Source organism: Scandinavium sp. NPDC088450 (genome assembly GCF_044900545.1).
Classification (GTDB): Bacteria; Pseudomonadota; Gammaproteobacteria; order Enterobacterales; family Enterobacteriaceae; genus Scandinavium.
On record NZ_JBJDNI010000001.1, the window covers coordinates 135,055 to 148,825 of the forward strand.

Consider the following 13,771-nt stretch of genomic DNA (forward strand, 5'->3'; position numbering starts at 1 on the left):
AGACATTTTTCCGGCAGTGCGCTGCCCGATAACGCTATGACAGAACAACAGAAAATCACCTTCTCTCAGCTTCATCAGCAACTGGACGGCCTGATGCTGCGCGACAAGACGCGCTTTTCCCGTCGGTTACATGGCGTGAAGAAGGTTAAAAATCCTGAATCCCAACAGGCCATTTTGCAGGAGATGGCAAAAGAGATTGAACAGGCTGTAGGGAAGGTTGTGCTGCGTGAAGCCGCGCGGCCGGAGATAACCTATCCGGAAAACCTGCCAGTTAGCCAGAAAAAACAGGACATCCTTAACGCCGTTCGCGACAACCAGGTGGTGATCGTTGCCGGTGAAACAGGGTCCGGGAAAACCACTCAGCTGCCGAAAATTTGTATGGAGCTCGGGCGGGGTATGAAAGGGCTGATTGGTCATACCCAGCCGCGTCGTCTGGCGGCCAGAACCGTCGCCAACCGTATTGCCGAAGAGCTGCAAACGGAGCCGGGCGGCTGCATCGGGTATAAAGTCCGCTTTAGCGATCACGTCAGCGACAACACGATGGTCAAGCTGATGACCGACGGTATTCTGCTGGCGGAAATCCAGCAAGATCGCATGCTGATGCAGTACGACACTATCATCATCGATGAAGCTCACGAACGCAGCCTGAACATCGATTTCCTGTTGGGCTATCTGAAAGAGTTGCTGCCGCGTCGGCCTGATCTGAAAATTATCATCACTTCGGCGACCATCGATCCGCAGCGTTTCTCAAAACATTTCAATAATGCGCCGATAATCGAAGTGTCGGGCCGCACATACCCGGTAGACGTTCGTTACCGCCCGATAGTTGAAGACGCTGATGATACTGAGCGCGATCAGTTGCAGGCCATTTTTGATGCAGTCGATGAACTGAGCAATGAAAGCCCTGGCGACATCCTGATCTTCATGAGCGGTGAACGTGAAATCCGTGACACCGCGGACGCGTTAAGCAAGCGCGACCTTCGCCACACGGAAATCCTGCCGCTGTATGCTCGCTTATCTAACAGTGAGCAGAACCGCGTGTTCCAGTCGCACAGCGGGCGGCGTATCGTGCTGGCGACCAACGTCGCAGAAACCTCGTTGACCGTGCCGGGCATTAAATATGTGATTGATCCGGGTACGGCGCGTATCAGCCGTTACAGCTATCGCACCAAGGTACAGCGCCTGCCGATTGAGCCGGTTTCACAGGCATCCGCCAACCAGCGTAAAGGCCGTTGTGGGCGCGTTTCCGAAGGTATCTGTATCCGCCTTTATTCGGAAGATGACTTCCTGTCGCGTCCGGAATTTACCGACCCGGAAATTCTGCGTACCAACCTGGCGTCCGTTATTCTGCAAATGACAGCGCTGGGTCTGGGCGATATTGGCGCGTTCCCGTTTGTTGAAGCTCCCGATAAGCGCAATATCCAGGACGGTGTGCGTCTTCTGGAAGAATTAGGCGCGATCACGACCGATGAGCAACAAACGGTGTATAAACTGACGCCGATGGGCCGCCAGTTAAGCCAGCTCCCGGTTGACCCACGCCTGGCGCGAATGGTGCTGGAAGCGCAGAAACACGGCTGTGTGCGTGAAGCGATGATCATCACTTCAGCGCTCTCAATTCAGGACCCGCGTGAACGTCCGATGGACAAACAGCAGGCTTCTGACGAAAAACACCGTCGCTTCCACGACAAAGAGTCTGACTTCCTCGCTTTTGTGAACCTGTGGAATTATCTCGGTGAGCAGCAAAAAGCGCTCTCTTCAAACCAGTTCCGTCGCCTGTGTCGTACAGATTATCTGAACTACTTACGCGTACGGGAATGGCAGGATATTTACACCCAATTGCGTCAGGTGGTGAAAGAGCTTGGCATTCCTGTGAACAGTGAGCCTGCTGAGTACCGTGAAATCCACGTCGCGCTGCTGACGGGCTTGCTCTCGCACATCGGTATGAAAGATGCCGATAAGCAGGAATTTACCGGCGCGCGTAACGCTCGTTTCTCGATCTTCCCGGGCTCCGGTTTATTCAAGAAACCGCCGAAATGGACCATGGTCGCTGAACTTGTCGAAACCAGCCGCCTGTGGGGACGTATCGCGGCACGTATCGATCCGGAATGGGTTGAGCCGTTAGCTCAGCATCTGATCAAACGTTCTTACAGTGAACCGCACTGGGAACGTGCGCAGGGCGCGGTGATGGCGACGGAAAAAGTCACTGTTTACGGCTTGCCGATCGTGGCGGCTCGAAAAGTGAACTATAGCCAGATTGACCCGGCGCTGTGTCGGGAACTGTTTATTCGCCATGCGCTGGTGGAAGGCGACTGGCAAACTCGTCACGCCTTTTTCCGCGATAACCTGAAATTGCGTGCGGAAGTGGAAGAGCTTGAACACAAATCCCGCCGCCGCGACATTCTGGTGGACGATGAGTCGTTGTTTGAGTTTTACGACCAGCGCATCAGCCACGAGGTTATTTCAGCCCGCCACTTCGACAACTGGTGGAAAACCGCCAGTCGCGAAACACCGGATTTGCTCAATTTTGAAAAGAGCATGCTGATTAAAGAAGGCGCGGAGAACGTCAGTAAGCTCGACTACCCGAACTTCTGGCATCAGGGCAACCTCAAACTGCGTTTAAGCTATCAGTTTGAGCCTGGTGCCGACGCCGATGGCGTAACGGTGCACATTCCGTTGCCGTTACTGAATCAGGTCGAAGAGGCCGGTTTCGAATGGCAAATCCCTGGTTTACGTCGTGAACTGATCATCGCACTGATTAAGTCATTGCCCAAACCGGTGCGCCGCAACTTTGTGCCAGCGCCGAATTACGCAGAAGCATTCCTTGGCCGCGCAACGCCGCTGGAATTACCGCTGCTCGATTCAATGGAGCGCGAATTGCGTCGTATGACGGGCGTTACCATTGACCGTGAAGACTGGCACTGGGATCAGGTGCCCGATCACCTGAAAGTGACCTTCCGGGTAGTGGATGACAAAAACAAGAAACTGCAGGAAGGTCGCGACCTCACTGCATTGAAAGACGGCCTGAAAGGGAAGGTTCAGGAAACCCTCTCCGCGGTGGCTGACGACGGTATTGAACAGAGCGGTTTGCATCTGTGGAGTTTCGGCACGTTGCAAGAGAGCTACGAGCAGAAACGCGGTAATTACAAAATGAAAGCGTGGCCTGCGCTGGTGGATGAGCGTGACAGCGTGGCAATCAAGCTGTTTGATAATCCGCAGGAACAGCAGCAGGCGATGTGGCGTGGCTTGCGCCGTTTGCTGTTGCTGAACATTCCGTCGCCTATCAAATATCTGCATGAAAAGCTGCCCAACAAGGCCAAGCTGGGGCTCTATTTCAACCCGTACGGCAAGGTGCTGGATTTGATAGATGACTGCATTTCTTGTGGGGTTGATAAGCTGATTGACGAAGCAGGCGGCCCGGTGTGGACAGAAGAGAACTTTGCGAAGCTGCACGAGAAAGTGCGCGCAGAACTCAACGACACCGTGGTGGATATTGCGAAGCAGGTCGAGCAAATTTTGACGGCTGTGTTCAACATCAACAAGCGCCTGAAAGGGCGTGTTGATATGACCATGGCGCTAGGCTTGTCCGACGTGAAAGCGCAAATGTCCGGGCTGGTGTATCGCGGGTTCGTTACCGGCAACGGCTTTAAACGGCTTGGCGATACGCTGCGTTATCTGAATGCGATTGAGAAACGGCTGGAAAAACTGGCTGTCGATCCGCACCGGGATCGAGCGCAAATGCTGAAAGTCGAAAGCGTACAGCAGGCCTGGCAACAGTGGCTGAACAAGCTGCCGCCAGCGCGCCGTGATGATGCTGATGTGCAGGACATTCGCTGGATGATCGAAGAGCTGCGTGTTAGCTATTTTGCTCAACAGTTGGGGACTCCCTACCCGGTTTCAGACAAGCGTGTGTTGCAGGCGATGGAGCAGATTAGCGGGTAATCCTCTGCGCGCCGCCCCTCTCCCTGGCCCTCTCCCACAGGGAGAGGGGACTGACCGAAGCGGGTTGTTGAGTTTCCTCCCTCTCCATTCAGGGAGAGGAGCGGGTGTTGAGTTTTCTCCCTCTCCATTCAGGGAGAGGGATGGGGAGAGGGGGAACAGGCGACGCTAAAACTTCCCTCTATTCCTCTCTACTCATTCACCCATCCCAGCCGCCTCCCAGCGACCGGTAGAGATCGATTTGTGCCAGCAGCAGATTATTTTTCACTTGTACGACGCTGAGCTGGGTTGAAAACAGTGTGCGCTGTGCGTCCAGCACATCCAGATAAGAAGAGTAGCCGTTGCGGTAGCGATTCTGCGCAATTCTTAGCGTATCGCTGGCCACCTGTTGTTGCTCTTCCAGTGCTTCGAGCTGTTCCCGATAGCGGGTGATGGCGTCCAGGCTGTCGTTCACTTCCCCAAAGGCACTGCGCACGGTTTTTTCATAACCGTACAACGCCTGATTTCGCTGAGACATCGAAATGTCCACCTGCGCATTTAGTGCCTGGCGGTTAAGCAGCGGGGCGAGAATGCTGCCGCCAAGACTCCATAAGCGCAGTGGATTATCCAGCAGGCCGGGCAATGCCGCGTCCTGATAGCTGCCGGTGGCGGTCAGGTTGATGGAGGGCAACAGTTGCGCCTGAGAAGAGGCCAGTGTTTCATCGGCGGCCAGCAATTCTCGCTGCGCCTGAACGATATCCGGTCGGCGATTCAACAGGGTTGAAGGGAGCTGTGAGGGCAAGGTTAGCGGTGTCAGCGCGTCAAAGGCCTGGCGCTTAACACTGGCAGGATTTTGCCCCAGCAATAGACTGATCGCATTTTCCTGTTGGGCGATTTGGTGCTGCAACAGGGGAACCTGGGCTCGGGTGCCACGCAACTCGGAATCAGCCTGCATCAGTTCCAGCCGCGACGTATAGCCTGTTTCATACTGACGTTTTGCCAGCCGATAGGCTTCCTCACGAGATTTCAGCGTATTCTGCGTGACCTGCAGCTGCTCATCAAGAGACAACAGCGTCACATAGCCTGCCGCTACGCTTGACGCGACGGTCAATTCTGCCGCAGAAGCCGCTGCTTTGTGTGCCTCCAGCGAGGCTTGCGCTGCACGCGATGCTGAGCGGTTTGCTCCCCATAAATCCACGTCATAGCTGGCGGTCAGGCTGCCTTTATAAAGCGTGCTGTGGATTGGCAGGCCAGTTGCAGCCGATTGTGCGCGAGCTCGTGTGCCACTGACACCCGCGTCCAGTGAAGGGAAAAGAGAACCTTCCGTAGCATATGCGCGTGCCTGATATTCATTCACGCGTTCGCGGGCGATTAACACGTCGCTGTTGTAACGCAGGGCCTGATCCACATAGCGATTCAGTGAATTATCATGAAACTGCCGCCACCAGACGCTTTCGGCCGGGCTGGCTGGGCCCACGTTTTGCCGCCATTGCGTCGGAATAACAAGCTGTGAATCCGCTTTCTGCACGTCAACGGCATGGCATCCTGTCAGCAACAGCGCGATTGCTACGGATGTTAAGCGCCTCATTGTTTCGCCTCACGAGTATCAATCGTGACCTGAACAGACATCCCAGGGCGCAGACGCTCGGCATTTTTTTGTCCTTCGTTAACCGTGATCCGTACCGGAATGCGTTGGGCGATTTTCACAAAGTTACCGGTGGCGTTATCAGGCGAGATCGCGCTAAATTCCACGCCCGTTGCTGGCGAAATGCTCTGCACGGTGCCGTGAAATTTTTCATCATTCAGCGCATCGACGGTAAACGTCGCCGGCTGCCCGACTTTCAGTTCGGCAAGCTGAGTCTCTTTAATATTGGCAATGACCCAATGCTGTGGCGGAACCAGCGTCGTCAGGTGCGTGCCTGCGGTGACGTAAGCGCCAAGGCGCACGCTGATTTGACCCAGTTGACCCTCACGAGGCGCAATAATGCGGGTGTTTTGCAGATCGATTTGCGCCAGTTCGAGCGAGGCTTTGGCGTTCGCCACATCCGCTTCCAGAGAAGCGCGATTGACGAGGGTGGACTGCAAATCCTGGCGAGACATCTCAAGGGTGGCTTTCGCCTGAGCGATATCGGCATTCCCCTGAGCGGCACTGGCGAGCGCGGCATCGCGTTCGCGAATCGAAAGCGAGCCATCGGACGTCAGCTCTTTCACGCGCTTAAGGTCGGCCTGAGATTTTAAATTCTGCGCTTTGGCGTTATCCAGCGCCGCGATGTTGCGGGCTATTACGGCCTCCGCGCTGTTACGCTGCTGAAGGTTATTGTTCAGTGCGGCCTCTTTCATCGCCAGCTGCGCCTGAGCCTGATGAACTCGCTGGCGGTAAATGCGGTCATCAATCTGAATCAAGACCTCACCTTGCTTAACGTGGTCGAAGTCTTTCACGTTGACGGCGGTGATATAGCCATTGACCTGCGGGCTGATAAAGGTAGTCATGCCGCGCACATAGGCGTTATCGGTAAACTGGCTGTGTCGGGTGAAAGGCGGCAACTGCCAGGCGTAAAGAATAACCAGTACGCCGACAAGCCCAATCGCCGCGGCAGTGAAAACAGAAACAACGCGCAGATTGTTGCGCGTGTGGGCCTGCTCGGTGGCGGCATCCTGCTGACTCATAAAGACTCCTGTAAACAGAACTGATTCATTTGCTTCCCGTGGCTTTTCTTAATGCCAGATGAGCGGTTATACGCAGACGCAACAACCGCCATAAGATCCACACCAGCGTTGTGCCCGCAATCGCAGCGGTCAACAGATAGGTGTCGTTATAGGCCAGAATGTTGGCCTCCAGGGTACTGAGGGTCTGCAGTTGTGTTAGCGCCTGGACGCCCAGCAGCGAGCTGTCGCCAATCTGACTTTGAAACAGTTGGGTGTATTGCTGAATGCGTTCGCTAACCAGCGGATTGAGGGTAGTGAGCTGCTCGGCAATCAGCGCCGAATGGTATTTTTCGCGCCAGGTCTGGAAGGTGCCGAGAAGGGCGGAGCCCAGCAGGCCACCGATATTTTGGCTCATGCCAAACAGCACCGAGAAACTGACCAGGTTGCGTGGGTCGGCGATCACACCGCCAATGCCTGCCAGCATAGACGGGGCGATGAAGAAAGCGCTGGCGAATCCCAATAAGAACTGGCTAACCATCAGCTGGTCCGGGCGGGTCAGGCTGCTGGATTGGCTGTCCATCAGCGAAGCCACAATCATTAACGCCAGGGAGGTGACAATTGGCCATGCCAGTCTCTGAGGTTTGAGCGTCAGACAACTGGCGACAATCCCGCAGGTGATCCCGGCAAAAATTGACCACGCCAGCGGGATCATTTGCTCGTTTTGCAGGCCGACATACTGCAACCAGCCAATGACACCGGTGTTCTGTTCCGCCAGCACGATGCGAATCAGCAACATAATCAGCCCTAAACGCAAAATACTGCCGCTAGAAAGCCAGCGCGTATTGAGCAGCGGGTTGCTGCGATTATGCTCAAAAGTAATGGCGCTGATAATCAGCACCGTCGCCAGCGCCAGCGACCAGCCAATCCACGGAGCTTCAAACCACCAGTCGAGACGTCCCAGTGACAACACCGCGCACAGCAGCGCCATGCCGGGGGCAAGCAAAAAGAAGGTGATGAAATCTTTCTTCTCGAACACCTTTTTACGATCACTGGGCGGCAGCTTGAGCGCAATCACGCAAGCCAGACAAATCAGCGCCAGCCCGAGCTCGAAGAAGTAGAGCCCACGCCACTCATCAAGTTGCAACAGCTCGGTGGAAAACAAACGGGCCAGCGGTATAGCGAGCGATGACCCGGTAATGCCAATCGTCAGGCCTTTAAGGCGATGGCGAGCAGGCCAGGCCTGAATCTGGTAATAGATCCCCAGGGAACTCAGTGCTGCGGCCACCATCCCGTGGGCGGCGCGCACCATCAGGGCGCTGTTCAAATCGTTGACAAAAAGATGGAAAAACGTCACCAGCACATACAGTACCAGGAAACCTTCGGTGAACGCCCGCAGCCCAAACTGCTGGCGGAATTTAACCAGCAGCAGGTTAATGGAGACGTTGGTCATCACGTAAACCGCAGGCAGCCAGGCAATCTCTGTCGACCAGGCCGCAAAGGTGCCCTGCAGATTTTGCAGGTTCGCAGTGACGACGGCGTTACCCAATGCCCCGGTCAGGCACACCAACAGGCCGACAATCCCGTAGGCGATGCGCCTTGGAACAGGGTGTTCCGGCGTGGACGGTGAGCCGAGAAGGGCGGGCTTTTCGTGAGGTGCCCAGTCGTGCGGTGCGTATGGATCGCGTTTGGGCAGGCGCATGCTATCCCTTAGACCTTGCAGAAAATGACTTCGTTATTTGAATTGTTAGCAGGCTAACGAGTGTAATGCGGTTTTAAGACATTACTCAAGCGAATAGTTTAATATTGTAACAAAATCAGAATGAATGAAAGAGAGAAAGGAGCGGCCGTAAACGGCGGCATTTACTCGCTTTCGGAGTGATCTACTGTCATCATCGCCCGCGAACGTTACCCTGTAGGAAGACACACGAAAGAAGGGAGCATTATGCTGACGACCTTTCCCCATCTGAATGAAGACACGTTGCAGGCTGCCAATTGCGTAGGCGAGTGGCTGGCACAGAACGATTTTCCCACGCCACCCGTCAATGTTGAGGCCGAACTGGTGGTGCTGGCAGGCAATGCCGTGATGCCCACGATTGATGCCGCTTGTCGACTGGCGGCGGAAAACCGCACGTTGCTGATCAGCGGCGGCATTGGGCACTCCACCACGTTTCTTTATGCGGCCGTTGCCCGCCACCCACGTTACAACATACTGCGTACCACTGCGCGGGCGGAAGCCTCGATTCTGGCGGATATTGCTCATCAGTACTGGAATATTCCCCTTGATCGCATCGTGGTGGAAGACCGTTCCACCAACTGCGGCGAAAATGCCCGTTTCACCCGTGAAGTCATGGAACAACGCGGCATCACTTGCCGGAATGGCATTGTGGTACAGGACCCGACCATGCAGCGAAGAACCATGGCGACTTTTGCGCACGTGTGGCAGGACGACCCCCAGGCGCCGCAATGGCGTAGCTATCCGGGCTATCTGCCGGTGCTACGTAATGCCACTCACGGGCTGACTTTTACCGATGAAGCTGATTCTGTCTGGCCGGTGGAGCGCTATTTGTCACTGCTGCTGGGTGAACTGCCACGTTTGCTCGACGATGAAAACGGCTACGGTCCGCGAGGCAAAGGGTTTATTGCCCACGTCGATATCCCCGACAGTGTGATGGCGGCCTGGCAAACGCTGCGAGAAGATTCACTGCTGCGTGAGGCACTCACCAGTCGTTCACTGCTGTAAAAGCACGACAGGAAATGCCCGTTTGCGACAGAAACAACGCAAACGGGCAAAGCGTGTTACGAAATTGTTTAAGCTGAATCGCGTCCAGAAGCCTTCTTTTATGATATGTCTCACAAATACAGCATCATAGGGTAGGAGTTCGCCCCCTTAAATCTCGATATTTAACATTAAGTTTACTTGTTAAAAACGATGTATTTACAGGAGCGATTCATGACGGCACCCGTACAACACCCAATGTATATCGATGGTCAGTTTGTGTCCTGGCAGGGCGACAACTGGATTGATGTGGTCAACCCTTCCACTGAGGCGATCCTCTCCCGCATCCCTGATGGTTCCGCCAAAGAAGCGAAACAGGCGATTGACGCCGCAGAACGTGCTCAGCCCGCCTGGGAAGCGCTGCCAGCCATAGAGCGCGCTGGTTGGTTACGTAAAATTGCCGCGGGTATTCGTGAACGCGCCGCCGAAATTAGTTCGCTGATTGTGGCGGAAGGCGGCAAAATTCAGCAACTGGCCGAAGTCGAAGTCTTTTTCACGGCAGATTACCTCGATTATATGTCCGAATGGGCACGTCGCTACGAAGGAGAAATTCTGCAAAGCGACCGTCCGGGCGAAAATATCTTTGTCTTCAAACGCGCGTTGGGCGTGACCACCGGCATCCTGCCGTGGAACTTCCCGTTCTTCCTGATTGCCCGCAAACTGGCTCCTGCGCTTATCACCGGCAACACCATCGTGATTAAGCCAAGCGAATTCACGCCAAACAATGCGATTGCATTTGCGCAAATTGTGCATGAAATCGGTCTGCCAAAAGGTGTCTTCAACCTGGTGTTGGGTCGCGGCGAAACCGTCGGTCAGGAACTGGCAGGCAACCCGAAAGTGGCGATGGTCAGCATGACCGGCAGCGTGGGCGCAGGTGAGAAAATCATGACCGCCGCCGCCAAAAATATCACCAAAGTTTGTCTGGAACTCGGCGGCAAAGCGCCAGCCATCGTGCTGGATGACGCGAATCTCGAGTTGGCGGTGAAAGCCATTGTTGACTCACGCGTGATCAATACCGGGCAGGTTTGTAACTGTGCAGAACGCGTTTATGTGCAGAAAGGGATTTACGATCAGTTCGTAAATCGTCTGGGCGAAGCGATGAAAGCCGTACAGTTTGGTGACCCGGCGCAGCGCAATGACATCGCTATGGGGCCATTGATTAACGCTGCGGCGCTTGAACGTGTCGAACAGAAGGTCGCAAAAGCGGTTGAGCAGGGCGCGAAAGTGGTGCTTGGCGGGAAAGCGGTGGAAGGGAAAGGCTATTTCTATCCGCCGACGCTGCTGCTTGATGTACGTCAGGACATGACCATCATGCACGAAGAAACCTTCGGTCCGGTGCTGCCTGTGGTGGCGTTTGATACGCTGGACGAAGCGCTGGCAATGGCGAACGACAGTGAGTATGGTCTGACGTCGTCGGTTTACACTCAGGATCTCAATAAGGCGATGAAAGCCATCAAAGGGCTGAAGTTCGGCGAAACGTACATCAACCGCGAAAACTTCGAAGCGATGCAGGGCTTCCATGCGGGCTGGCGTAAATCCGGGATTGGCGGCGCAGATGGCCGTCATGGCCTGGAAGAGTATCTCCAGACGCAGGTGGTTTACCTGCAATCCTGATGCCCAAACCTTCCTGGCCTGCCTATCTCGCGTAGGCCGGGGAAGCGTCAGCGCCAACCGGCAATCAGCCACCCGGCAAAAAAACAAACGCTGTGCTACAAATTAGGGCTCACCTGAAAATGTCGAGGTTTGCCCGTGACTGAAAAAGTAAATGCCCAGTGCCACTGCGGATCAGTGAAGTTTACCGTTGAACTGGCGGATGGATTCAACACCATCAGACGCTGCAACTGTTCTTTTTGTCGGATGCGTGGGGCGGTTGTCGTTTCTGCCCCATTGTCTGGGATAACCGTTACGCAAGGCAAAGACAAGCTTACGGAATACCGCTTCAACACTCACACCGCGGCGCATTATTTCTGTTCTGTCTGCGGGATTTACACCTTCCATCAGCGCCGTTCGAATCCCAACCAGTTTGGCGTCAATGTGGCTTGTATTGAAGGCGTATCTCCGTTTGATTTCCACGAAGTCACGGTCGCGGATGGCGTGAACCATCCCTCCGATGGCGGTGGGGGGACGGCAGGGATATTGCGTTATCACCCCGTGAAATAAGGGGCTGGCGTTAATCTGAAAAGCCTTAACCACCGCGACATTCGGACTTAACGTAGCGAGCATATTGCTATGATCCCCTTTTAACGAGGTGATTATGGCAATAGCAAAAAACTGGTCTCCGGAATTAGAAGGCATGCGCGGGGTCGCATCGCTGTGGGTCTTTCTTGGGCATATCGCCCTGTTGGTCAACTGCAAAATCCCGATAATCGCGGTGCCGAAACTCGGCGTCGATTTGTTTATTTTGCTGTCCGGCTACCTGATGGCCAAAAACTATATTGAACGTCAGGACAAAGAGCCGTGGCGTGCCTGGCACACCATCAAAACCTTCTGGATGCGACGTTATTTCCGCATCGCGCCGCTGTATTACGTGATGCTGTTTATCGCGCTTGTCAGCGGACATTTTATGGGCGAGATGCGCCAGATTATTGGTGAGGCTTTTCCCTCCACCGTGACCGAAACGTCGCGCTACAGCGATATCTCTTTCATGAATTTGCTCACCCACGTGACGTTTATCTTCGGCGATTTGCCGCAGTATGCTTATAACACTGCGCTGCCAGACTGGAGTATCGGGTTGGAAATGCAGTTTTACCTGTTGTTCCCGTTCATCATGCTGCTGACAATGCGTTGGGGTTTTGCGACGACGCTGGTGGTGTTGATGGGGCTGGTGGCATTAGGGCGCTATTTGCTGCCAGGCATGTACGAGGCGTTTCCGATGCCTTCGATGATCCTGATTAAATTGCATATGTTTATCGCCGGGATGCTAATGGCTGAAGCAGTAAGACAACGTCGTTTGCTGTTCATCGTACTGGCGCTGCTTGCCCCTGCCGTGAGCGCCATCATGAACATTCGTATGGATTCCGTGCAGATTTTCTTTGAAGCGTTAATGATTGTCGGCATGACGGGCGTGCTGTGGCGCTATCAACAGCCGGGCATTGTGGCCAAAGTCTTCAGTGTACCGCGTTGGTTGCTGAGTCATCGTCTGTTCACCTGGCTGGGCGATGTTTCTTATTCCGTGTATTTGCTGCATCTGCTGATTGTGATGCCGGTTATTGCCTTCCTGCTGAACCATTTTCATATTGCGCAGCATTCGAGCGGATCCCGTTATTTATTAACCGTGGGGATTTGCCTGCCCATCGTTTATTTGCTCGCCACATTGCTTCACCGTTACATCGAAATGCGGGGCATTGCCCTGGGTAAACGTATTATCAAAAATCGCGCCGCCAGCGAAAAGGCGCTTAACCTCTCCTGAAAAAGCAGGGCATAAGACTGAGCTTATGCCCTGGCTTTCAGACTTTCGTTTCGATCCAGTTCATCATTAATTCAGGCCACACTGAAACCGGCAATCCTTGTGCATCCCGAATGCCGAAGCCGTGTTTCCCTTGTTCAAATAAATGCATTTCCACAGGCACACCAAGCTGGCGCAGTGCAGTGAACATCACCACGCTGTTCTCCACTTTTACCGCAGGATCGTCGACGGCATGCAGCAAAAAAGTGGGTGGAGTGGTCAAGCTGGTGCGTTGTTCGAGCGAATAGTGGCTGATCTGTTGCTCGCTGGGAGTTGTGCCCATTAACTCTTCCCGTGAACCGGGATGACTGTTATCGAACACCATCGTAATGACAGGGTACACCAGCGCCATAAACGCCGGGCGAGCGGAAAGAGTGTCTGTCTCATCGAACGGAACATAGGCGGGTTCTTCGTAACGTGTGCCAAGGCTTGCGGCGATATGGCCGCCAGCAGAAAACCCCATGACACCCAGTTTGTCCGGGTCAAGCTGCCACTCTTTTGCTCTGGCTCGCAGCGTTCTCATTGCACGCTGAACATCAGCCAGCGGCGCATTGGCACCTTCTTCGTGCCCATCACCGGGTAAACGATATGTCATCACAAACAAGGTATAACCGCGCGCGTTAAAAAACGGTGCCAGGGCACTGCCTTCTTTATCCAGCACCACACGGCGATAAGATCCGCCGGGCGTAACCAGAATACCGATACCATTTGGTTCTGCCGGGGCATACACAGTGATTTGCGGCGCACGAACGCCAGTGACAGCGCGATCCCAGGCAGATGGGCCAGTGTGCTGTTCTTCCAGCACAAACTTCGTCGCACTTGGCTTGGCGCCGGGTGCCTCTCCCTGCGGCCAGACAGTAAAACTGGCGGCTTTACGTGACGCTTCGGCCATGAGTTGAAGCAGTTCGTCCGGGTTGAATGTGCTCATGTCGTGACTCCTTGAGAGTAAAAAGAAGTTGTAGCACAAGGTTGAGGTGAGAACCGAGGTC

9 protein-coding genes are annotated in these 13,771 nt (G+C 54.5%); 5 read left to right on the top strand and 4 right to left on the bottom strand.

Features of this window, described 5'->3' with window-relative positions; translation table 11 throughout:
• Window positions 1-36: 36 nt before the first annotated feature.
• Complete coding sequence (gene hrpA, locus ACI2I2_RS00650) at window positions 37-3,939, top strand: ATP-dependent RNA helicase HrpA (RefSeq protein WP_404656117.1); 3,903 nt, start codon at window positions 37-39, stop codon at window positions 3,937-3,939.
• Between the two features lie 196 nt (window positions 3,940-4,135).
• Here the strand turns inward: hrpA and ACI2I2_RS00655 are convergent, their stop codons facing one another.
• Genes ACI2I2_RS00655 through ACI2I2_RS00665 form a run of 3 tightly spaced genes read right to left on the bottom strand, consistent with a single transcriptional unit; the run spans window position 4,136 to window position 8,260 of the window.
• Window positions 4,136-5,503 (bottom strand): efflux transporter outer membrane subunit, encoded by a 1,368-nt coding sequence (locus tag ACI2I2_RS00655; RefSeq protein ID WP_404656118.1) that lies wholly within the window; start codon window positions 5,501-5,503, stop codon window positions 4,136-4,138.
• A complete protein-coding gene (locus tag ACI2I2_RS00660) occupies window positions 5,500-6,582 on the bottom strand; it encodes an HlyD family secretion protein (protein ID WP_404656119.1) in 1,083 nt (360 codons plus the stop codon). The genes ACI2I2_RS00655 and ACI2I2_RS00660 overlap by 4 nt, the downstream gene beginning before the upstream one ends.
• A 25-nt stretch (window positions 6,583-6,607) precedes the next feature.
• Window positions 6,608-8,260 (bottom strand): MFS transporter, encoded by a 1,653-nt coding sequence (locus ACI2I2_RS00665; protein WP_404656120.1) that lies wholly within the window; start codon window positions 8,258-8,260, stop codon window positions 6,608-6,610.
• Between the two features lie 243 nt (window positions 8,261-8,503).
• Here ACI2I2_RS00665 and ACI2I2_RS00670 point away from each other — a divergent pair, with 243 nt between their 5' ends.
• The 4 genes from ACI2I2_RS00670 to ACI2I2_RS00685 all read left to right on the top strand — a co-directional run bounded on the left by ACI2I2_RS00670 (window position 8,504) and on the right by ACI2I2_RS00685 (window position 12,746).
• On the top strand, window positions 8,504-9,301 hold the full coding sequence (locus ACI2I2_RS00670; RefSeq protein WP_404656121.1) for a YdcF family protein: 798 nt from the start codon (window positions 8,504-8,506) through the stop codon (window positions 9,299-9,301).
• A gap of 210 nt (window positions 9,302-9,511) precedes the next feature.
• Window positions 9,512-10,951, top strand: a complete 1,440-nt coding sequence (gene aldA, locus ACI2I2_RS00675; RefSeq protein WP_404656122.1) for an aldehyde dehydrogenase — start codon at window positions 9,512-9,514, stop codon at window positions 10,949-10,951.
• 135 nt (window positions 10,952-11,086) lie between these two features.
• Window positions 11,087-11,497, top strand: coding sequence for a GFA family protein (locus ACI2I2_RS00680; RefSeq protein ID WP_404656123.1), 411 nt, complete (start codon window positions 11,087-11,089; stop codon window positions 11,495-11,497).
• Window positions 11,498-11,591: 94 nt separating this feature from the next.
• Complete coding sequence (locus ACI2I2_RS00685) at window positions 11,592-12,746, top strand: acyltransferase family protein (RefSeq protein WP_404656124.1); 1,155 nt, start codon at window positions 11,592-11,594, stop codon at window positions 12,744-12,746.
• Window positions 12,747-12,783: 37 nt separating this feature from the next.
• Here the strand turns inward: ACI2I2_RS00685 and ACI2I2_RS00690 are convergent, their stop codons facing one another.
• Window positions 12,784-13,674 carry an alpha/beta hydrolase gene (locus tag ACI2I2_RS00690; protein ID WP_404656470.1) on the bottom strand — a complete coding sequence of 297 codons (891 nt, stop codon included), beginning with the start codon at window positions 13,672-13,674 and terminating at the stop codon, window positions 12,784-12,786.
• Between the last annotated feature and the right edge of the window lie 97 nt (window positions 13,675-13,771).